Here is a 21145-nt window from a genome sequence, read left to right as displayed (position 1 = left end):
AGCCCCACCTCGGCGTTGCGTTCAGACACGCACATCACCGCATGTTTGCGCTCAGCCAATCACACGATTTTCACATCTGGAAGAGCAAAAGTGGGACTCATAGCCTTTTGTTCGGCACTTGAAACCTTGGGTCGATCGACAAGATCGGTAACAGGCCATCGACGGAGTGTCAGGCCTGTCGGGAGGCGAGCTCCACGACGGTGATGTCGGAGGGTGCACCGACCCGTACGGGCGGCCCCCAGGCGCCCGCTCCACGCGAGACGTACAGCTGGGTGTCGCCGTAGCGGTCGAGCCCGGCGACCGTGGGATTGGCCAACTCTGCGATGAAATTGCCCGGCCAGAGCTGGCCCCCGTGGGTGTGGCCGGAGAGCTGGAGGTCCACGCCGTGGGCGACGGCATCGTGGATGACGACGGGCTGGTGAGCGAGGAGGACTGCGGCGCGGGTACGGTCCCGGTCGCCGAGCGCGCGATCGAAATCGGGGCCCTGCCCCTCGCTCTCCCCGGCAATGTCGTTGACGCCCGCGAGATCGAATCCGTCGATCTCGGTCCGGGCATTCTCCAAGGGGTGAAGCCCCAATTCCCTTACGTGATCAACCCATTGGTCGGCGCCGGAGTAGTACTCGTGATTACCGGTGACGAAGAAACTGCCCCGGCGGGCAGTCAGCTGCGCCAGCGGCTCCGCGGCCGGACCGAGGTCGGCGACGGTTCCGTCGACGAGATCACCGACGACGGCGACCAGATCCGGCTGGGTCCGGTTGATCGTGTCGACGATCCGCTGGGTGTGGGCGCGGCCGAGGACCGGGCCGAGGTGGATGTCGCTGACGACGGCGATCCGGAAGCCGTGCGCGGAGCGGGGCAGCTTGGCGAGCGGGACGGTGATCCGCTTGACCCGCGGCCCGCGCAGCACGCCGTACGTGCCGTAGCCGACCGTGCCGAGCCCGGCGACGGCGGCGGCGCCCCCGACGGCCCGCGCGACGAACAGGCGGCGCGTGGGGAGGGCGAGGGTGTCCGCTACGGGGGCATCGGCGACGAGGATGTCCGCTGCGGGGGCGTCGGCGGCCTCGGGCGTGAGCACTTTCGTCACCGACGGACGGTCCGACCGGCTCGCCCCGTTCGCACGGCCCGCGAGCACCCGTCGCAGAATCGGCCGTGCCGCCTCGCCCGCCAGCAGAGCCAGCGTCAGATACAGCAGCGCGGCCAGCCACAGGTATCCCGGCCAGGCCAGCACCCGCTGGAGCCAGAAGGGCGCACCTGTACGGCCGGAGACCAGGGCGCCGATGGTCAGCAGCGGCAGGAGGAAGGCGGCCACCGTGCCGGTCCGGCGCAGGGCGCTGCCCTCGGCCGTCGTGTCACCGACGAAGCGGCGCCACAGATAGCGGTGCACGCCGACGAGCAGCGCGAGCACCACGACTGCCGTCACCGCGAGACCGGCCACTGCCACTTGCGCTCCCCCGCCCGTCGTACGGCTTGTTATGCACTTTCGCGGCGCAGGGCCCTGACCCCACGGAACCCGATCACACCAACGGCCGTCCCCAGGAGAAAGGACGTGATGGCGAGCAGCAGATGCACCCAGAAGTACGCAGTCGGGTCACCCGCGTCGTCGAAGGCGAGTCCGCTGCCGTCCTTCCACAGGTTCTTGACGAAAGTGATCCAGATGAACCAGCTCCACACCCCGAAGGCGAGCAGGAACCAGGAGACGGGGCGGCTGAGCTTCATGGCCCCAGTATCTCCGCCGCGCTCCGGCGAAGCTGCCCGGGGTGGGCTGTCCCGGCGGAACGCACGGCGGGTCAAGCAATCCGCACCCGCATTCATATCCTCGCCCTGTACGTTTCCGACCGTGCTTGCTCTGAAAAAGATCGCGTTTACGGTCACCTCTGCCGCCTTGTTGTCCACATTTGTCGTCAGTCCGGCATCGGCGGTCGACAAGGACGCCTCCGCCAACCGGCCGAAGCCACCCGCCGGCATGTCCCGGGTCGGTGGCGAGCTGCTGGGCCGGACCGGCACGCAGGTCAAGCTGGGGGTCGGCGCCCCGGTACTGCCCAAGGACCTCACGGGCAGGTCCTGGATCGTCGCGGACGCGGAGAACGGCGAGGTCCTCGCGGCGCACAACCCGCACTGGCGGCTGCCCCCCGCCTCCACCCTGAAGATGCTCTTCGCGGACACCGTGATGCCCGGCCTGCAGCCGAAGACCCAGACGTACACGGTGCAGGAGAAGGACCTCGCCGATCTCGGCGAGGGCAGCAGCCTGGTCGGCGTCAAGGAACACCTCAGCTATACGGTCCACGACCTGTGGCTCGGGGTGTTCCTGCGCTCGGGCAATGACGCGGTGCATGTGCTGTCCTCGATGTACGGCGGCATCCCCAAGACCGTCGCCGACATGCAGGCACATGCCGAGGAGTTGCAGGCGCTCGACACGAAGGTGGTGTCGCCCGACGGCTACGACGCGCCCGATCAGGTCTCCAGCGCGTACGACCTGACGCTGTTCGCCCGCAGCGGGCTGCAGAAGGCGGACTTCCGGGAGTACTGCTCGACGGCCGAGGCGGACTTCCCCGGCGCGAAGAAGAAGAACGGGAAGCGCGAGACCTTCAAGATCCAGAACACCAACCGGCTGCTCACCGGTGCGGACGGCGTCGACCCGTACAAGGGCATCGCGGGGGTCAAGAACGGCTACACCACGCACGCGGGCAACACCTTCACCGGTGTCGCCGAACGCAACGGCAAGGTGCTGCTCGTCACCGTCATGAACCCGTCGTCCAAGGAGCCCCACGCCGTCTACAAGGAAGCCGCCGGCCTCCTCGACTGGGGCTTCGCCGCGAGCGGCAAGGTGACCCCGGTCGGCGAACTGGTGCCCCCGAGGTCCGCCAGTACCGGGACCGGCACCGGGAAGGGCCCCGCGGCGGCGCGCGAGGAGGACAAGGGAAGGAACGGCCCCTCGCACGACACCGAGGCCGTTGCCGCCGAAGGCGACGGCGGCGGGGGCGGGGGCGTCGGGATCGCGCTGGGAATCGCCGGAGGCGTCCTGGCGCTGCTGGCCGGCGGGGTGTTCCTGGTCAACCGGCGCTGGCCGCTGCCGGACCTGGTGCGCCGCCTTCCTCGTCGCTGACGGGCGCGGAGTCCCTCTCGGCGTCCTCGCTGTTCCGCGTCGCCGTCCAGGCGGCGCAGAACAGCAGCAGCTTTGCCGTGAAGTTGATCCACAGCAGCAGCGCGACCGGCACCCCGAAGGCGCCGTACATGCTCTTCGACGCGACGCCCTTCATATAGCTGCCGAGCAGCAGCTTGAGCAGTTCGAAGCCGACCGCGCCGATCGCCGCGGCAACCAGGAGCCGGCGCCGTGGGGGCTCGACGCCGGGCAGCAGCGTCAGCAGGTAGAGCAGCAGCAGGAAGTCGGCGAGGGCCGCCACGACCAAGGCGGCCACCTGCAGCACCACACCGCCCGCACCCCGGTCCGAGATACCCAGCAGACCGGCGGTCCAGCCGACGGCGACGGAACCGGCCGAGGAGACGGCGAGAGTCGCGAGCGCCGCCCCGCCCAGACCGAAGAGCAGCCCGACGTCCTTGAGTTTGCGGATGACCGGATTGCCCAGGTCCATGTCGTCCATGCCCCACACGGCGCGCAGACAGCCCCGCATCGCGCCGATCCAGCCGATGCCGGTGAACAGCAGCAGCGCACCGGCGACCAGCCCGACCGTGCCCGCGTGGGCGACCAGATCGCTGATGCCGAGCTGGTCGGAGATGCCCGGCACCTGCTCGGCGATCTTGTCCTCGATCTTGTGGATCTGCTCGGTGGAGAGCAGCGCGGCACCGATCGCCGCACCGACCGCGATCAGCGGGAAGAGCGCCAGGAAGCTGATGAAGGTGATCGCGGCGGCGAGCCTGGCCCAGTGGACCCGTTCCAGCGTTTCGCACGAGCGCCAGGCGTGCGTCGCCATCAGCCGGGAGACGATCGGCCCGATGACAGGGAGGTTTTTCAGCCAGTCCATGACGTACGACTACCCTCCCGGGCACGGAAAACCGGTACCCCTTCGCCGCCGTACGGGCTGACACTTACTCAATCACCCATATCGGTGAGTGTTGTAACAAATCCCTCGAAAGGGTTTTCTCGGGCGATACGGTCACCACCATGTCTGTCGACACCGTGTCCCTGACCGGCTGGGGCCGTACCGCCCCAACGACCGCCCTGCGCTTCCGCCCCCGTACGTACGAGGAGGCGGCGGCGACGGTACTCGGATGCGGACCCCGCGGTTCCATCGCCCGGGGGCTCGGCCGGTCCCACGGCGACGCCGCACAGAACGCGGGCGGCTCCGTCCTCGACATGACCGCGCTGAACCGGATCCGCACCATCGACGCCGGCACCGGCCTGGTGGTCTGCGACGCCGGGGTCAGCCTGCACCGGCTGATGGAAGTCCTGCTGCCGCTCGGCTGGTTCGCCCCCGTCACACCGGCCACCCGTCATGTCACCGTGGGCGGCGCGATCGGCGCCGACATCCACGGCCGCAACCATCACTTCTCCGGCTCCTTCTCTCGGCACGTCCAGGAGCTGAAGCTGCTGACGGCCGAGGGCGAGATCCGCACGGTCCGGCCCGGCACCGACCTCTTCGACGCGACCGCGGGCGGTCTGGGTCTGACAGGTGTGATCCTCTCCGCCACGCTCCGGTGCCACCGTGTCACCAGCTCCTGGATGTCGGTGGACACCGAACGGACCGTCGACCTGGACGACCTGCTGGCCAGGCTCTCCACCGGAGACCACCGCTACCGCTATTCGGCCGCCTGGATCGATCTCCTCGCCCGCGGCCGGGCGACAGGGCGCTCCGTAATCACCCGCGGGGAGCACGCCCCCCGGTACGCGCTCCCGGCGCACGCCCGGCGCACACCGCTCGCGTTCCGCCCGGGACAACTGCCGGTCGCACCCCTTCTCGTACCGGAAGGGCTGCTCGGCCGTACCTCCGTCGCCCTCCTCAACGAGCTCCACTACCGCAGCGCCCCCAGGTACCGCGTCGGCGAGCTCCAGAAGCTGCCCGCGTTCTTCCACCCCCTGGACTGCCTGCCGCACTGGAACCGGATCCATGGGCGCGGCGGATCCGTGCGGTACCAGTTCGTCGTCGGGCACGGACAGGAGGAGGCGCTGCGCCGGATCGTGCGCCAAATCTCCCGGCGGCGCTGCCCGTCGTTCCACGCCGTGCTCAAACGGTTCGGCGAAGGCGACCCGGGCTGGCTGTCGTTCCCGATGCCCGGCTGGGCCCTCGCCCTCGATCTGCCCGCAGCGCTGCCGGGCCTGGCCGGGTTCCTGGACTCGCTGGACGAGGAGGTGGCGGAGGCCGGCGGCCGGGTCTGCCTGGCCAAGGACTCCCGGCTGCGGCCTCAGATGCTGGCCGCGATGTATCCACGGCTGGCCGAATTCCGTTCACTGCGCGCCGAGTTGGACCCGAACGGGGCGTTCCGCTCGGACCTGTCGCGCCGCCTGTCGCTCTGACCGCTGCGGTCTTCCGCCCTCTCGTCCTCCCCCGCCCCCTCGTCCGCAAGGAGTGTTTTCGTGAAGGACGCCTTCGGTGCCCCGCAGTCCCTGCTCGTTCTCGGCGGAACGTCTCGGATCGCTCTCGCCACCGCACGCCGGCTGATCGCCCGCCGGACCCGTACGGTCTGGCTGGCCGGCCGCCCCTCGCCCGGACTGGAGTCGGCCGCCGCCGAACTGCGCACACGCGGCGCCGACGTCCGTACGGTCGACTTCGACGCCCTCGACTCCGAGTCCCACGAGACCGCCCTCGGCAAGATCTTCACCGAGGGCGACATCGACATGGTGCTCCTCGCCTTCGGTATCGCGGGCGACCAGGAGCGTGACGAGGAGGAGCCGCTCTCAGCGGTCCGGGTCGCCCGGACGAATTACACGGGGGCCGTCTCCGCCGGGCTGGTGTGCGCCGGAGCGCTCCAGGCGCAGGGGCACGGCTCGCTGGTGGTGCTGTCCTCGGCGGCCGGCGAACGCGTCCGCCGTGCCGACTTCATCTACGGGTCCAGCAAGGCGGGCCTGGACGCGTTCACACAGGGGCTGGGGGACGCGCTGTACGGCACGGGGGTGCACGTGATGGTCGTACGCCCCGGCGCCGTACGGCCAAAAACGGCGGCCCGGCCCGCGACGCCGCGGCTCACCGTGGCACGGTTCGCCGCTGCTCCGCTGGAGGCGTCGCCTCTCACAACGACTCCGGACGCGGTCGCGGCGGCGATCGTGACGGGTCTGCGGCGGCGTTCGGAGACGGTGTGGGTGCCGGGGTCACTGCGTGTAGTGATGTCGGCACTGCGGCATGCACCGCGCCCGCTGTTCCGGCGCCTGCCGGTCTGATCCTCGGGCGCCGGGGCGCTCAAGGAGTGAAGAGGGCCCGCCGGGGCCGCTCAGGGATGCAGGGAGGGCTCGTCCACGGAGGAGCCGCCCTGCGCGGGCACGACGGGCGCGCCGTCCCCGGCACCGAACGGGAACTCGTTGATCTTGCGCCAGACGCTGTCCGGGCCCTGCTCGTACAACGCGAAGGAACCACAGGTCCAGGCGGCCTCGTAGTCGGAGAGCTCCTCGTACGCCCGGTCCATCGCCTGCTCGGCGATGTCGTGCGCCACGGTCACATGCGGGTGGTACGGGAACTGGAGCTCGCGCACCAGCGGCCCGGAGGAGTCCCTGACCCGCTTCTGCAGCCACGAGCAGGCCGAGGCCCCCTCGACGACCTGGACGAAGACGACCGGCGAGAGGGGACGGAAGGTCCCCGTGCCGGCCAGCCGCATCGGAAACGGGCGGCCGCCCGTGGCGATCTGCGCGAGATGCGCCTCGATCGCGGGCAGGTCGGCCGCCTCGGCCTCGGTCGGCGGGAGGAGCGTGACGTGGGTGGGAATGCCATACGCGGCAGGATCCCCGAAGCTCGCGCGCCGCTCCTGGAGCAGGCTGCCGTAGGGCTCCGGGACCGCGATCGAAACGCCGAGCGTTACGGTCCCCACGTCGTTCTCCTCAATCCTCGATGGTCGATGGTCAATGGCCGGTTTTCAGCCATCCACCGGATCAACTTCCCGTCGCCAGTGTGACGCCTGCGGCCGCGAAACCGCCAGGGCCCTTGGACTCAGTGCTTCGCGGGCAGAAAGCCCATCCGGTCGTACGTCCGGGCCAGGGTCTCGGCCGCGACGGAGCGGGCCTTCTCCGCGCCCTTGGCCAGGATCGAGTCCAGCGTCTCCGGGTCGTCCAGGTATTCCTGGGTACGGGTGCGGAACGGTGTGACGAACTCGACCATGACCTCGGCAAGGTCGGTCTTGAGCGCACCGTAGCCCTTGCCCTCGTACTTCTGCTCCAGATCCGCGATACCGGTTTCGGTCAACGTGGAGTAGATGGTCAGCAGGTTGCTGACCCCGGGCTTCTCGGCCCGGTCGAAGCGGATGACCGTGTCGGTGTCGGTGACCGCGCTCCTGACCTTCTTGGCGGTGGCCTTCGGCTCGTCGAGGAGGTTGATCAGGCCCTTCGGGGTGGCCGCCGACTTGCTCATCTTCGACGACGGGTCCTGAAGGTCGTAGATCTTCGCCGTCTCCTTGAGGATGTACGGGTCCGGCACGGTGAACGTGTCGCCGTAGCTGCCGTTGAACCGCTCGGCGAGGTTACGGGTCAGCTCCAGGTGCTGGCGCTGGTCCTCGCCGACCGGAACCTGGTCGGCCTGGTACAGCAGGATGTCGGCGACCATCAGCATCGGGTACGTGAAGAGACCGACCGTGGTGCGGTCGGCACCCTGCTTGGCGGACTTGTCCTTGAACTGCGTCATGCGGGAGGCCTCACCGAAGCCGGTGAGGCAGTTCATGATCCAGCCGAGCTGGGCGTGCTCGGGAACATGGCTCTGGACGAAAAGCGTGCAGCGCTCCGGGTCGAGACCGGCGGCGAGGAGCTGGGCGACGGCGAGCCGGGTGTTCGCGCGCAGCTCTGCGGGGTCCTGCGGAATGGTGATCGCATGCAGGTCCACGACCATGTAGAAGGCGTCATGGGATTCCTGCAGCGCCACCCACTGGCGGACCGCACCGAGGTAGTTGCCGAGGTGGAACGAGCCTGCGGTGGGCTGGATTCCGGAGAGCACGCGGGGGCGTTCAGAGGCCATGAAACCCATTGTCTCAGGTACGGAACCGATCTCCGGCAGCCGGTGCGGACGGTGTGCGGTCACAGGACGCACGCCGCCGTGAATGAGACGAGGAACACAGTCGGGCCGGCGGGGCGGTGGAAGGGCGCGGACGGGCGCGGACGGGCGCGCCGTGAATTGAAGGTTTCCTCGCCAGGGTTCCGACCGACGATACAAAGTGGGCACCACCCTCCGCCCACGCCGCACGACGAACGGAGATCCCGTGTCGACCACGGAAACTGCCATCGCCTCCGCCGAGGCGCACAGCGCGCACAACTACCATCCGCTGCCCGTCGTCGTCGCTTCGGCGGACGGGGCCTGGATGACCGATGTCGAGGGCCGGCGCTACCTCGACATGCTCGCCGGATATTCGGCGCTCAACTTCGGCCACGGCAACCGGCGCCTGCTCGACGCGGCCAAGGCACAGCTGGAACGGGTGACCCTCACCTCGCGCGCCTTCTACCACGACCGGTTCGCCGATTTCTGTACACAGCTCGCCGAGTTGTGCGGCATGGAAACGGTGTTGCCGATGAACACCGGGGCGGAGGCCGTGGAGACCGCGGTCAAGACCGCCCGCAAGTGGGGCTACCGGGTGAAGGGCGTCCCGGACGGCATGGCGAAGATCATCGTCGCCGCGAACAACTTCCACGGCCGGACGACGACGATCATCAGCTTCTCCACGGACCCGGAGGCACGGGAGGACTTCGGTCCGTACACGCCGGGGTTCGAGATCGTGCCGTACGGGGATCTGACCGCGCTCGCGGAGGCGATGACCGAGAACACCGTGGCGGTGCTGCTGGAGCCGATCCAGGGCGAGGCCGGGGTGCTGGTGCCGCCGCCCGGCTACCTCCCCCGGGTGCGCGAACTCACCCGTGAGCGGAATGTGCTGTTCATCGCGGACGAGATCCAGTCGGGCCTGGGCCGGACCGGGAAGACCTTCGCCTGTGAGCACGAGGGTGTCGTGCCGGACATGTATGTGCTCGGCAAGGCGCTGGGCGGCGGTGTGGTCCCGGTGTCGGCAGTGGTCTCGTCGAAGGATGTGCTCGGGGTCTACCGGCCCGGTGAGCACGGTTCGACGTTCGGCGGGAATCCCCTTGCCTGTGCGGTCGCGCTGGAGGTCATCGCGATGCTCCGTACCGGCGAATTCCAGCAGCGGGCCACCGAGTTGGGCGAGCACCTCCACCAGGAGCTGGGGCTGCTGGTGGGCGGGGGCGCGGTGGAGGCGGTACGGGGACGCGGGCTGTGGGCGGGCGTCGACATCGCCCCGAGCCACGGCACCGGCCGGGAGATCTCCGAGAAGCTGATGGACCGGGGGGTGCTGGTCAAGGACACCCATGGCTCGACGATCCGGATCGCCCCGCCGCTGGTGATCAGCAAGGAGGACCTGGACTGGGGGCTCGAGCAGCTCCGCGGCGTCCTGCGCGGCTGAGTTCCGTCGGTCGTCGCCGGGCAGGTTCCGGGGCCTTTCGTCCGGATCGGGTCAGGGCCCGCGAGCCCGGCGTGATCCGAACGAAGGGCCCTGGCCAGTAGGGCTTTGTTACATCTCTGGGCAAGTGGCCGTTCTGGTGGTTTCCTGCTGGTATGAGGGTGGATGAACTCACGCAGTCCCGGGGCCGGTTGGAGGAGTTCGCCGGGGGTGTTCGCTCCGCTGAGACGTGCTGACCAGCGGGTGAATCACGATTCCCACGAATAATTTATGAATCAAGCCAACAAACCAAGCCACTGATCCAGTTATGGGATAAAACGGCCGAAAATGGGTGCGCCGAACGGCCGCAAGTAGAGTCCCAGTGTGTTCCTCGGGATGATCTGCGCGCTCGGCGCCGCCGTCTGCTTCGGCACGGCCTCCGTCCTCCAGGCCGTCGCCTCGCGCGCCGCAGCCGCGCCGGGGTCGGACGCGGGGGTCGATCCGGCGCTGCTGCTGCGCGCCCTGCGCCAGTGGCGCTACATCGCCGGACTCGCCCTCGACGGCTGCGGTTTCGCCCTCCAGATCATCGCCCTGCGGTCCCTGCCGATCTACGCGGTGGGCGCCGCCCTGGCCGCGAGTCTCGCCGTGACGGCGGTGGTCGCCGCCCGGCTCCTCAAGGTGCGGCTGAGCGGCGTCGAATGGACCGCGGTCGGCGTCGTCTGCGCAGGCCTGGGCATGCTGGGGCTCTCCTCCGGCAGTGAGGGCCACGGGACCGGTTCGGCAGCCCTGGGCTGGACCATGCTGGGAATCTCCCTCGGCATTCTGCTGATCGGCGCGGCGGCCGGACGGCTCCCGGAACGGCCGCGGGCTCTGGTCCTGGGCCTGGGCGCGGGCTGCGGTTTCGGGGTGGTCGAGGTCACCGTCCGGCTGATCGACGACGTGTCCCCGTCGGCGCTGCTCACCAACCCCGCCGGGTACGCGCTGCTGCTGGGCGGCGGTTCGGCGTTCCTGTTGCTCACCTCGGCGCTGCAGCGCGGTTCTGTGACGACGGCGACGGCCGGCATGGTGCTGGGCGAGACGATCGGCCCGGCGCTCGTCGGCGTCATCTGGCTCGGGGACCGTACCCGCGAGGGCCTGGTCTGGCCGGCGGTCGCCGGTTTCGTGGTGGCGGTGGCGGGAGCGCTGGCCCTGGCCCGGTTCGGCGAGGCCCCGGCGGACATGCCGGCCGGCCGGATCAGTGACGGCTGAGGAAGCGGGCGAGGCCGTCGGCGACGCCCTCGATGGAATCGTGCCGCGTGCAGCGGACGGTGGACTGCGCGGAAGTCACGGTCTGGGTACTCCGATCGGATTGGGCTGCGGGACGACGCCGGTGTCGATGAGGTGGCGGCACGATCCGCCTGCCACGCGGACCGGCACGCGCGGCGGCCCCGCGCAGCACTTCGGCGTGGGCGGAGGCACGGCAGCCGTCCGCGGATGGTTGCGGCTGTGGCGACGACCGTGTGCGCGTGTCAGGGCCCGGCCTGCGGGACGCAGGCAATCACCCGGTCGTCCCATGGGTCGCGTACGGGCATCGGGTCCTTGGCCTCGGCCCGTTCCGCGCCGGGGACCATCGGTCGCGAGTCCGCCGTCATTCGACGTTCTCCGAGTCCGGCCCGGCGAGCCCCTGACCGAGATCGACGATCAGGTCTGCTTCGTGTTCGAGGCCGACCGCGAACCGGATCAGGCCGGCCGGAACTCCGGCCTCGGCGAGTTCCTCCTCGGTCAGTTCGTTCGACCACATCGCGGCGGGCCGCACCAGCGTCGAGCGGGTGCCGCCCAGGCTGGGGGAACGCACCGGAAGGCGCAGCGCCGAGATGAGCTGCTCGGCCGCCAGCCGGCCACCGCGGAGTTCAAAGCTCAGCAGTCCGCCGAAACCCCTCATCTGCCGCTTCGCGAGGTCGTGCTGGGGATGACCGGGGAGCCCGGGGTAGTTCACCGTTCGTACCGCGGGGTGACCGGCCAGGTACTCCGCGACGGCCTGCGCGCACCGATTCTGCCGCTCCGCCCGCAACGACAGTGTCCGCAGGCCGCGCAGCGCGAGCCAGGCGTCGAACGGGCTGATCACCGAGCCCACCATGGTGTGCGCTTTCCAGAGCCGTTCGATCAGCTCGTCGCTCCCGAGCACGATCCCGGCCTGCACGTCCGCGTGCCCCGATATGGCCTTGGTGACGCTGTGCATGACGAGGTCCACGCCCTGATCCAGCGGCCTTTGGTTGAAGGGGGTCGCCACGGTGTTGTCGGCGAAGGTGAGGATGCCGCGGGCGCGGGCCAGCGCGGTGACCGCGTTCACATCGGTCAGCCGGAGCAGCGGATTGCTGGGCGTCTCCAACATGATCAGCTTGGTGTCCGGCGTGAGGGCCCGGGCGAAGGCATCGGTGTCCGTCTGGTCCACGAAGGTCACCTCGATGCCGAAGCGGGGTGCGACATCCCGCAGCAGACTCAGCGTGCCGCCGTACATGCTGTGCTGGGCGACGACGTGGTCGCCCTGGGACAGCAGGGCAACCAAGGTCGTGGTGATCGCACCCATGCCGGACGCCGTGGCCAGGGCCGCCTCGGCACCCTCCGCGGCCGCGACAACGCGCTCCAGCCGGGCCTGCGTCGGGTTGCCGTAGCGCCGGTAGTAGTGCGGGGGCCGGGACTGCTCGTTGAGCGCGTCGAACTCCTCCGCCGTGGCGGCCGAGTAGTTCACCGCCTGGTGGATGGGGGGCGCGACGCTCAGTTCTTCGGGATCGGCATCGGCGTGCGCAAGAAGAGTCTCAAGGGCCAGGAAAGAGTCCATAGCGCGAGCATGCAGGCCGATTGGCATTGTTTCCGATATCCAATCAGGGCAACATTGGACTGCATGAATGCCTCGACCCCGTCAGCTGGTCTCATCAGCGGCTCGCCCGGACCGCTCTACCAACGGCTGGCCGAGGGCCTTCGTGGCGCCGTGCGCCGGGGTGAGTTCGGCGCCGGCTCCAGGCTGCCCTCCGAGCGCGACCTCGCACGGTCGCTGGGCATCAGCCGGACCACCGTGATCGGCGCCTACCGGCTTCTGCGTGAGGAGGGTCTGCTGGAAAGCGAGCGCGGCAGCGGCACCCGGGTCGTCGCCTCCGGCCGCTGGATCGGCCCCGCGGTCCCCGCCGCGACCATGCCGTCGGCCAAACTGACGGGCGAGCCGGCAGCCGGTGTGGTGGACCTGTCCGGATCCGTCGTCGTCGGCCCCGAAGCGGTACCCCGCCCGGCAGCGGACACCACCGGCCTGCACGAGCCGACCGCCGGCTTCGGCTACCAGCCGCTCGGCCTTCCCTCCCTGCGGGCCCGGATCGCCGCCCGCCACACCCGGCTCGGGTTGCCGACCACGGCCGACGAAGTGCTCGTCACCAACGGAGCGCAGCAGGCGATCAGCCTGCTCTTCACACTGTTCGGCCGCAACGGCGGCGTCATCGTCACCGAGAACCCCAGCTACGTCGGCGCACTCGACGCCGCCCACGCCGCAGGGGCAAGGCTCCTCGCGCTGCCCACCGACGCCGAGGGCATCAAAGTACGCCCGCTGCGCGAGACGCTCGCCCGTCACCCCGTCTCGCTGCTGTACGTGATGACGACCTGCCAGAACCCGACAGGTACGGTCATGAGCACCCAGCGCCGCACCGAGATCGCCCGGCTCGCCGAGCGCGCCGGTGTCCCGGTCGTCGACGACACGACCCTCGCCGACCTGGTCTTCGAAGGGCGCTGGCACCCCCTGCCGACCGCCGCTACCGGTATCACCGTCGGATCCTTGAGCAAGCTCTTCTGGCCCGGCCTGCGGATCGGCTGGCTGCGGGCGCCCGGCGCGCTGATGACCAGGCTCGCCCGCCTGAAGGTCGTGGCAGACCTCGGGTCCTCAGACGTCGGCCAGCAGTTGGCCTCCCGTCTCCTCCCGGTGTCCGAGGACATGGCCACGGCACGGCGAGGGCAACTGACCGCACGTCTCGACCTGATGAGCGAACTCTTGCGGTCACGGTTGCCGACATGGTCGTGGACCCGCCCGTCCGGCGGCCCCTTCCTGTGGGTACGGCTCCCGCACGGCGACGGAGAGACCTTTGCCCAGCTCGCACTCGGGTACGGAGTTCAGGTACTCCCCGGCGCCAGAACCTCGCCCGACCGCGGCTTCGCCGATCACCTCCGCCTGTCCTTCGTGAACGAACCCGAGACCCTGCGGATCGCGGTCGACCGGCTCGGCGAAGCGTGGGCCGCGTGCGAGTCCGGCCACGGCTCGGGCCCCCTCCGCTCCTTCACGGTGGCCTGACGAAGCAAGCAAGCGGAAGCATGCGTTCCGGTACACCCCAAAGGATCCGGTGCACCCCAAAGGAAAGGAGGAGACGCGGGACAAAGCGGCCGGGCGGCCCCACTCGGAGAAGTGATCCGTACATGGGAGGCTTTCGCGTTCCCGGCCTCAGGAGAGCACCCGGCAGAGTGCCTCCAGCGCCCCTGCCCAGGCGCTGTCGGTCGGTGTCCCGTAGCCGATGACCAGCGCGTCGCGCCCCGGCTCCGCCTCCGGGTGCCGGAAGCGCGAGATCCCCTCCAGTGCCAGCCCCTGCCACGCGGCCGCCCGCATCACCGAGGGCTCACTGCCCTCCGGGAGTTCGAGCACGGCGTGCAGTCCGGCGGCGATACCACTGATCCGGACATCGGGCGCCCGCTGCGCCAGCACCGCGACGAGCTGGTCGCGACGGTGGCGGTAGCGCAGCCGCATCGAGCGCACATGACGGTCGTACGCACCCGATTCGATGAACTCCGCGAGCGTCAGCTGTTCCAGCGCGCTCGACGACCAGTCGCTCAGCCCCTTGGCCTCGGCCACCTCCCCCACCAGATTCTCCGGCAGCACCATCCACCCCAGTCGCAGTCCGGGCGCCAGCGACTTGCTCGTCGTTCCCAGGTGCACGACGCGTTCGGGGTCGAGGCCCTGGAGCGCACCGACCGGCTGCCGGTCGTAGCGGAACTCCCCGTCGTAGTCGTCCTCCAGGATCAGTCCGCCCGTGCCGCGCGCCCAGTCGACCGCCGCGGCCCGCCGTTCGGGATGGAGCGGCACCCCCGTCGGGAACTGGTGCGCGGGCGTCATCAGGACCGCACCCACACCGCGCAGCCCGGCCAGTTCACCGGTCCTGGCCCCGAGTCCGTCGACCGGCAGACAGGGCATGCGCAGACCGGCGTCCGCGAGCAGCTTCCAGTGCACGTCCAGTCCGTACGACTCGACGGCCACCTCCCGCACCCGCCGCTTGCGCAGCACCGTCCCCATCAGCTTCAGCGCCTGCACGAAACCGGCGCAGATCACGATCCGCTCCGGGTCCGCGTACACACCGCGGGCGCGGGCCAGATAGTCGGCGAGGACGGTGCGCAGCTCGATGCGCCCGCGCGGATCGCCGTACCCGAAGGCGTCGTTGGGTGCGGCGGTCAGGGCGCGGCGGGCCGCCTTGAGCCAGTCGGCGCGCGGGAACGTCGAGAGGTCGGGCGACCCGGCCAGCAGGTTGTGGGCGGGCCGGGAGCGCACCGGCCGGGAGCGTGTCGCCCTGGTGGCCGTCCGGCGCGGCTCGGCCCGCCGCGCCACCCTGGTCCCCGAACCCTGCCGGGCGGTGAGCCACCCCTCGGCGACCAGCTCCGCGTACGCGTCGGCGACGGTGTTCCGGGCGATGCCGAGGTCCACGGCGAGGCTGCGGGAGGACGGCAGCCGGGTGCCGGGCCCGAGCCGCCCCGTCCGTACGGCCTCGCGCAGGGCGTCCATGAGCCCGGCCCGCAGCCCCGCCGCACCCGTCGTTTCCAGATGCAGGTCGGCACCGAAAGTGGCCCAGGAATCTGTCATGGAAATGGACCATACAGCTGCGCCATCCTCGCCGTAACGTCGTACCCATGACGACGAACGAGCACAGCCACCCGACCTCCGAACTCAACCCCGAGCACACCCCCCGTATGCAGCAGTGGGCCGCACTCGCCCCCGATGTCTACAAGGCCCTGGTCCGGCTGGACGCGGCATCCCGCAAGGGCCTCGACCCGGTCATCGGGGAGCTGGTGAAGATCCGCTCCTCGCAGCTCAATCACTGCGCGTTCTGCCTCGACATGCACACCAAGGACGCCCTGGCGGCGGGCGAGTCCATCGAGCGGATCGTCCAGCTCGGCGCGTGGGAGGAGTCGCAGCACTTCTACACGCCCAAGGAGATCGCGGCCATCGAGCTGACCGAGGCGGTGACCGTACTGACCGACGGTTTCGTTCCGGACGAGGTGTGGGAGAAGGCCGCCAAGCACTTCGACGAGACCGAGCTCGCCCACCTCATCGCCGCGATCACGACGATCAACGCCTGGAACCGGTTCGCCGTGACCACTCGCATGGTGCCCGGTCACTACACGCCGGGCGACATCAAGCACTGACCCCCGCAGGAACCCCGACGCGCACCGCCACTCCCCCGACACACCCACAGGAGCCCCGCGTGACCGCATCCGTCCTCCGCGCCCTGCATCACGACCGCACCCCCGGCGACCCACTGGTCGTCCCCGGCCCGTGGGACGCCGGGAGTGCGCGCGTCTTCGCCGAGGCGGGCTTCCCGACGCTCGCCACACCGAGCGCCGGGGTCGCGGCCTCGCTCGGTTACGAGGACGGGGCGACGCCCGCCGACGAGATGTTCGCGGCCGTGGCCAGGATCGTGCGGGCCGTCCCGGCCTCCGTGCCCGTCTCGGCGGACATCGAGGCGGGGTACGGACTGGACCCGGAGGAGCTGGTGGAGCGGCTCCTCGGCACCGGGGCCGTCGGCTGCAATCTGGAGGACTCGGCCGACGGCACCCTCGTCGACGCCCAGCGGCAGGCGGACCGGCTCGCGCAGGTGCGGGCGGTCGCGGGCGACGCGCTCTTCATCAACGCCCGCGTCGACACCTACGTCCGGGGCGTCCCCGAGGGCACCGACCCGGAGACGGAGACGGTCCGCCGCGCCCTGCTGTACGTGGCGGCGGGCGCGGACTGCGTCTACCCGATCATGGCCCCGCCCGAGGCCCTGCCCCGGCTGGCCGCCGCCGTCCCGGCCCCGCTCAACGCCCTTGCCCGGCCGGACGGCCCGACCCCGCGCCGACTGGGGGAACTGGGCGCCGACCGGATCACTTTCGGTCCCGGACTGCAGCGCCGGGCCATGGCAGCCGTACGCGAGATCGCGGAAGAGCTGCGGAAGGGGTAGGCGCCCCGGGGCCGCGCACGGTCACGCCTGTCTGCCGCCGAAGGCCGCCAGGGTCCGTTCCAGCATCGGCATGGCCCGCACCACGTTGCGGGAGCGGATCAGGGCGTCCCACGCGGGTTCGAACTTCTTCCAGCCGCCCGCGTACGCCAGATGCCTGAGCCGCTCGTGCGTGCCCGGCTGGGCGGCCGCGCCGCGCCAGATGTTGGACCACCGGTAGAAGTCCCGGTACGCGCGCCAGTACCCGTCCTCCAGCTGGCGGGGAGTCATTCCCTTCGGGCGGTGGACGACGTGGCGGGTGTCGTAGAGATCCCAGTCCCGGTGGACGATCCGGTCCTCGGCCTCCATCTGCTTCCACAGACCGGTGGACGGATACGGCGTCATGATGTGGAAGGTGGCCGTCTCGATGCCCTGCTCGACGGCCCACTCCACCGTACGGTCGAAGACGTCCGGGCCGTCGTGGTCGAGCCCGAAGACGAAGCTGGCGTTGACCATGACACCGGTGTCATGGAGCCGGCGCACGGCGGCCGCGTAGTCCTTGCCGATGTTCTGGTCCTTGCGGCGTTCGGCGAGGTTCGCGCTGTTGACGGTCTCGAAGCCGACGAACAGGCTGCGCAGCCCCGCGTCCACGGCCCGCTCCAGCAGATCCGGCTGGAGGACCGACTTCACGGTGCCGGCCGCCTGCCAGAGCCGCCCCATTCCGGCCATCCCGTCGAAGAGCGCCTCGGCGAAGCGCCGGTTGCCGAGCAGGTGATCGTCGAGGAAGTACAGATGCCTGCCGGGCAGCCGCTCGATCTCGGCGAGGGCGTCGTCCACGGCCTGGGTGTAGAAGGACTTGCCGCCCTCGAAGAACGCGTCCTTGTAACAGAAGTCGCAGTGGTGCGGGCAGCCGCGCGAGACGACGATCGAGTTGGGCACCAGATACAGATGCCGCTTGATCAGGTCCCGCCGTACGGGCGGCAGTCCGGCCAGGGTGCGCAGCTTGGAGTCGTACCGGCGGCCCGGCACACCGTCCCGGAACTCCTTCAGGAACAGCGGCCAGGTGTCCTCCCCCGGCCCGGTGAAGATCGTGTCGGCGTGTGCCGACGCCTCGTCCGGGAGCGAGGTCACATGGAGGCCGCCCATGGCGACATGGACACCCCGGGCGCGGAAGTGATCGGCTATCTCGTAGCTGCGCCGGGCGGAGGTGATGTACGGCTGGACGACCAGCAGATCGGGGCTGTCGAGCGTCTCGATGTCGACCCGCTCGACATGCTCGTCGAGGAGCGTCACCTCGTCGTCCGGGTCCAGGTAGCCGGCGAGGGTCGCCAGGCCGAGCGGCGGGAAGAGCGAGTACTTGATGGGCCGGAACAACGGGCTGGTCGCCTCGGTCAGGGCCGGAAGAATCATCGTCACGCGCATGACAGCCCAGACTCGGGAAGCGGGGCGGTCAGTTCCCGGCCACGGCCACGTACCGACACCACCGTCCCCGGCAGCAGTCGCTGCCGGGGACGGTGGTGTACGCCTCGGAGGGCGTACGGATCAGATCAGGCCGAGCTCGCGAACCGCGTCGCGCTCCTCGATGAGCTCCTGCACCGACGCGTCGATGCGCGTACGGGAGAACTCGTTGATGTCCAGGCCCTGGACGATCTCGTACTTGCCGTCCTTCGTGGTGACCGGGAAGGACGAGATGATGCCCTCGGGCACGCCGTAGGAGCCGTCCGACGGGATACCCATGGAGGTCCAGTCGCCGGCGGCGGTGCCGTTGACCCAGGTGTGGATGTGGTCGATGGCGGCGTTGGCGGCCGAGGCGGCCGAGGACGCGCCACGGGCCTCGATGATCGCGGCGCCGCGCTTGGCGACGGTCGGGATGAAGGTGTCGGCCAGCCACGCCTCGTCGTTGACGAGCTCGGCGGCGTTCTTGCCGGCGACCTCCGCGTGGAAGATGTCCGGGTACTGGGTCGCCGAGTGGTTGCCCCAGATCGTCAGCTTCTTGATGTCGGAGACGGCGGCACCGGTCTTGGCGGCCAGCTGCGAGATCGCGCGGTTGTGGTCGAGGCGGGTCATCGCGGTGAAGCGCTCGGCCGGTACGTCCGGGGCGGCGGCCTGCGCGATGAGCGCGTTGGTGTTGGCCGGGTTGCCGACGACGAGGACCTTGATGTCGTCCGCGGCGTTGTCGTTGATGGCCTTGCCCTGCGGCTTGAAGATGCCGCCGTTGGCGGAGAGCAGGTCGCCGCGCTCCATGCCCTTCGTACGCGGGCGGGCGCCGACCAGGAGGGCGACGTTGGCACCGGCGAAGCCGACATTGGCGTCGTCGGTGATCTCGATGTTGCGCAGCAGCGGGAAGGCGCAGTCGTCGAGCTCCATCGCGGTGCCCTCGGCGGCCTTCAGCCCCTGCGGGATCTCCAGGAGGCGCAGGTTGACCGGCACGTCGGGGCCGAGCAGGTGGCCGGAGGCGATGCGGAAGAGCAGCGCGTAGCCGATCTGGCCGGCTGCGCCGGTCACGGTGACATTCACGGGAGTGCGGGTCATGGCGATCTCCGTTAGACAGCTGGCGGTGGGGGTCCCTGCCCCTGGTGCTGGACATCCCTGAATCTTGATGTGAAGAGATATCCAGCGATCAGGCTATCCGACCCGGAACCCCCCGACCGCCCGGCCCCCTGTGGCACCGCACACAACCCGTCACACAGCGCTCACCCGGCCGAATCCCGGTCACCCGTCCCGGTCGCTCCGAAGGCGGCGGTCCGGTGGAGACCGGGTGGCGGCTCCCGTACGGCCCGCCGTCAGAGCCCCGGTCCTGTCAGCAGCACCACCGCGGCCAGCACCAGCAGCGCGCCGACCACACCCGCGAGGAGCACGACCGACCGTCTCCGGCCGGCGACGGCCGGCCACCCCCGGCCGCCGTTGAAACGGACCGTGACCGGGTCCCGGGGCGGTATCCCCGCACTGCGCGCGCCGGGGCCGCTGACGCTCAGCACCGTCATGTTCTGGCGCGGCTCGGAACGGCTCCAGGCCCGCTCCGCCAGCTCCCACATGGTCGTCAGATGCGCCTGACTGGTACCCGTCGCCTCGGCGAGAGCGACGATCGCCCCTCTGGGCGCGAGCAGACGCCCGCTCAGATACCGCTCCCACGACGTCTTGCTGTAGCCCGTGCGGTCGGCCACCGCGGCGATACTCAGCCCTCCGCGGTCGACGAGCCTGCGCAGCTGGCCGGCGAACTCCCTGACCTGCGGGTCGAGTTCATCCGACAGCGCCTTCCAACGAGGCATTGCTTCCCCTTGCCCGGATCCGGTTCCTCTTCCGCTCTGGACTACCCAGAAGTACGCGCGAACGCAGGACGACAGTTCCAGCAGACGGGGCGCACGGGGGCGTTCGGGGCTCGGGGCGCCCCCGCGCACGCCCCCGGCACCACCGATGTGTACCGAACACACCGATGCGTACCGAACACGTTGCGGAGCGATCACACCGTGGCGGAATGGTCACTTCCGTGCCACAGGCCACAGGGTTCCCTTGTAGCGGTCTTCGCCGTCCACGAGGCTGAAGCCAGGACAGGGGCGAGGCCGCTCAAGTCACCATGTTCCGGAACGCTTGCGTTCCGGTGGCTGCCCCCGCCCTCGGGTGTCCGTCCCTTCTCGGGGGAGGGGACGGGCACCGTCCTCGAGCCGCGCGCCACAGCTGCAGCTGCAGCTGTACGGACGGCCTCAGCGGATCGTGAAGTGGACCGCGTGCTCCAGGAACGGAATGTCCAGCCACGGCTCGGGCTGTGCCACCAGCGCGAGCATCACGATGAGGAAACCGAGCAGCCCGTACGTCACCAGGTCGGTGAAGCGGGAACGGACCGCCAGCATGCCCACCGACGGGACCACGACCCGCAGCACGGCACCCCCGATGAGGGCCACACCGATCAGCATCGTGCCGATCCTGAAGGCCTCTGCGAAGGGGTCGACGGCCACGATCAGCAGCCCGATCCCGGCCGTGCAGAGCACGGCGAGCAGCGGCCACTGCCGGGCCGGGGCGGGCGCGTCCCCGGACGCGGCACGGCCACCGCCCTCGGGGCGCGCGGTGTCCCGGGTGAACGACGGGAACCTCCGCGACGGACGCGGACCGCCGTGCGGTGCGCCGGCCGGGGCGCCGCTGCCGGAACCGGCGGCAGCGACAGCCTCCGGGCGGGTGTCCTCGCCCCGGTCCGCGTCGCCGGAGTCCTCATCGGCGTCGGCATCGAAGTCCGCATCCGCCCGGACGACCGCCCCCTCGCGAGCAGCACCCTCCGAAGCAGCGCCCTCACGGGTCGCAGCCCGATCCGGCGCAGCCTCGTCCGCCGCGCCCGCACCGGGCACGTCCGCGTCCGACGGCACCGGAGACGTCCCGTCCGCCTCGGCGGCCGGGTCGGCAGGACTCGTACCAGCACCCATGGGGTTCCTTCCGGA

General features: G+C 70.3%; 20 protein-coding genes. 8 read left to right on the top strand and 12 right to left on the bottom strand.

Features of this window, described 5'->3' with window-relative positions; all coding sequences use genetic code 11:
- Positions 1–169: 169 nt before the first annotated feature.
- Together IEZ15_RS07530 and IEZ15_RS44500 are read right to left on the bottom strand one after the other, a co-directional pair.
- Positions 170–1441, bottom strand: a complete 1272-nt coding sequence (locus IEZ15_RS07530; RefSeq protein ID WP_189275182.1) for a metallophosphoesterase — start codon at positions 1439–1441, stop codon at positions 170–172.
- 29 nt (positions 1442–1470) lie between these two features.
- A complete protein-coding gene (locus tag IEZ15_RS44500) occupies positions 1471–1716 on the bottom strand; it encodes an SCO4848 family membrane protein (protein ID WP_229845774.1) in 246 nt (81 codons plus the stop codon).
- Between IEZ15_RS44500 and IEZ15_RS07525 the strand changes: the two genes are divergently transcribed.
- Positions 1655–3103 (top strand): D-alanyl-D-alanine carboxypeptidase, encoded by a 1449-nt coding sequence (locus IEZ15_RS07525; protein WP_373302517.1) that lies wholly within the window; start codon positions 1655–1657, stop codon positions 3101–3103. The two genes, IEZ15_RS44500 and IEZ15_RS07525, sit on opposite strands and share 62 nt — an antisense overlap.
- Here IEZ15_RS07525 and IEZ15_RS07520 read toward each other — a convergent pair.
- A complete protein-coding gene (locus IEZ15_RS07520) occupies positions 3051–3980 on the bottom strand; it encodes a YihY/virulence factor BrkB family protein (RefSeq protein WP_189275178.1) in 930 nt (309 codons plus the stop codon). The two genes, IEZ15_RS07525 and IEZ15_RS07520, sit on opposite strands and share 53 nt — an antisense overlap.
- A 140-nt stretch (positions 3981–4120) precedes the next feature.
- Here IEZ15_RS07520 and dprE1 point away from each other — a divergent pair, with 140 nt between their 5' ends.
- Together dprE1 and dprE2 are read left to right on the top strand one after the other, a co-directional pair.
- A complete protein-coding gene (gene dprE1, locus IEZ15_RS07515; RefSeq protein WP_189275176.1) occupies positions 4121–5470 on the top strand; it encodes a decaprenylphosphoryl-beta-D-ribose oxidase in 1350 nt (449 codons plus the stop codon).
- 60 nt (positions 5471–5530) lie between these two features.
- Complete coding sequence (dprE2, locus tag IEZ15_RS07510) at positions 5531–6331, top strand: decaprenylphospho-beta-D-erythro-pentofuranosid-2-ulose 2-reductase (protein WP_189275173.1); 801 nt, start codon at positions 5531–5533, stop codon at positions 6329–6331.
- Between the two features lie 50 nt (positions 6332–6381).
- Here dprE2 and IEZ15_RS07505 read toward each other — a convergent pair whose 3' ends face one another.
- Entirely contained in the window at positions 6382–6972 is a 591-nt protein-coding gene (locus tag IEZ15_RS07505; protein ID WP_114246198.1) for a 2'-5' RNA ligase family protein, read from the bottom strand.
- A gap of 119 nt (positions 6973–7091) precedes the next feature.
- On the bottom strand, positions 7092–8105 hold the full coding sequence (trpS, locus tag IEZ15_RS07500; RefSeq protein ID WP_093900215.1) for a tryptophan--tRNA ligase: 1014 nt from the start codon (positions 8103–8105) through the stop codon (positions 7092–7094).
- 241 nt (positions 8106–8346) lie between these two features.
- Here trpS and rocD point away from each other — a divergent pair, with 241 nt between their 5' ends.
- Positions 8347–9552 carry an ornithine--oxo-acid transaminase gene (gene rocD / locus IEZ15_RS07495; protein ID WP_114246197.1) on the top strand — a complete coding sequence of 402 codons (1206 nt, stop codon included), beginning with the start codon at positions 8347–8349 and terminating at the stop codon, positions 9550–9552.
- Between the two features lie 372 nt (positions 9553–9924).
- Entirely contained in the window at positions 9925–10776 is an 852-nt protein-coding gene (locus tag IEZ15_RS07490; RefSeq protein ID WP_189275382.1) for a DMT family protein, read from the top strand.
- A 260-nt stretch (positions 10777–11036) separates the two neighbouring features.
- Here IEZ15_RS07490 and IEZ15_RS46360 read toward each other — a convergent pair whose 3' ends face one another.
- Positions 11037–11159 (bottom strand): hypothetical protein, encoded by a 123-nt coding sequence (locus IEZ15_RS46360; protein ID WP_268250353.1) that lies wholly within the window; start codon positions 11157–11159, stop codon positions 11037–11039.
- Positions 11156–12346, bottom strand: a complete 1191-nt coding sequence (locus IEZ15_RS07485; protein WP_229845772.1) for a trans-sulfuration enzyme family protein — start codon at positions 12344–12346, stop codon at positions 11156–11158. The genes IEZ15_RS46360 and IEZ15_RS07485 overlap by 4 nt, the downstream gene beginning before the upstream one ends.
- A 63-nt stretch (positions 12347–12409) precedes the next feature.
- On the opposite strand from IEZ15_RS07485, the gene IEZ15_RS07480 reads away from it, so the two are divergent.
- Positions 12410–13834, top strand: coding sequence for an aminotransferase-like domain-containing protein (locus tag IEZ15_RS07480; protein WP_189275169.1), 1425 nt, complete (start codon positions 12410–12412; stop codon positions 13832–13834).
- A 147-nt stretch (positions 13835–13981) separates the two neighbouring features.
- Here the strand turns inward: IEZ15_RS07480 and pdxR are convergent, their stop codons facing one another.
- Positions 13982–15385: a MocR-like pyridoxine biosynthesis transcription factor PdxR gene (pdxR, locus tag IEZ15_RS07475; RefSeq protein WP_189275167.1), complete on the bottom strand. Its 1404-nt coding sequence runs from the start codon at positions 15383–15385 to the stop codon at positions 13982–13984.
- Positions 15386–15432: 47 nt separating this feature from the next.
- Between pdxR and IEZ15_RS07470 the strand changes: the two genes are divergently transcribed.
- Both IEZ15_RS07470 and IEZ15_RS07465 read left to right on the top strand, forming a co-directional pair.
- A complete protein-coding gene (locus tag IEZ15_RS07470) occupies positions 15433–15948 on the top strand; it encodes a carboxymuconolactone decarboxylase family protein (protein WP_114246193.1) in 516 nt (171 codons plus the stop codon).
- 59 nt (positions 15949–16007) lie between these two features.
- On the top strand, positions 16008–16742 hold the full coding sequence (locus IEZ15_RS07465) for an isocitrate lyase/PEP mutase family protein (protein ID WP_189275164.1): 735 nt from the start codon (positions 16008–16010) through the stop codon (positions 16740–16742).
- Positions 16743–16763: 21 nt separating this feature from the next.
- Here the strand turns inward: IEZ15_RS07465 and IEZ15_RS07460 are convergent, their stop codons facing one another.
- From IEZ15_RS07460 to IEZ15_RS07445, 4 genes are all read right to left on the bottom strand, one after another.
- The gene (locus tag IEZ15_RS07460) at positions 16764–18128 is read right to left on the bottom strand and encodes a B12-binding domain-containing radical SAM protein (RefSeq protein WP_229845790.1); all 1365 of its coding nucleotides are present in this window, start codon (positions 18126–18128) and stop codon (positions 16764–16766) included.
- 132 nt (positions 18129–18260) lie between these two features.
- On the bottom strand, positions 18261–19250 hold the full coding sequence (locus IEZ15_RS07455) for a malate dehydrogenase (protein ID WP_189275160.1): 990 nt from the start codon (positions 19248–19250) through the stop codon (positions 18261–18263).
- Positions 19251–19501: 251 nt separating this feature from the next.
- Positions 19502–19987 (bottom strand): helix-turn-helix domain-containing protein, encoded by a 486-nt coding sequence (locus tag IEZ15_RS07450; RefSeq protein WP_373302516.1) that lies wholly within the window; start codon positions 19985–19987, stop codon positions 19502–19504.
- 432 nt (positions 19988–20419) lie between these two features.
- Positions 20420–21130, bottom strand: a complete 711-nt coding sequence (locus IEZ15_RS07445) for a DUF3017 domain-containing protein (protein WP_114246189.1) — start codon at positions 21128–21130, stop codon at positions 20420–20422.
- Positions 21131–21145 lie beyond the last annotated feature (15 nt).

The organism is Streptomyces atratus, from assembly GCF_014648655.1.
Lineage (GTDB): Bacteria > Actinomycetota > Actinomycetes > Streptomycetales > Streptomycetaceae > Streptomyces > Streptomyces atratus.
This window is presented reverse-complemented; position numbering and strand designations above follow the sequence as displayed.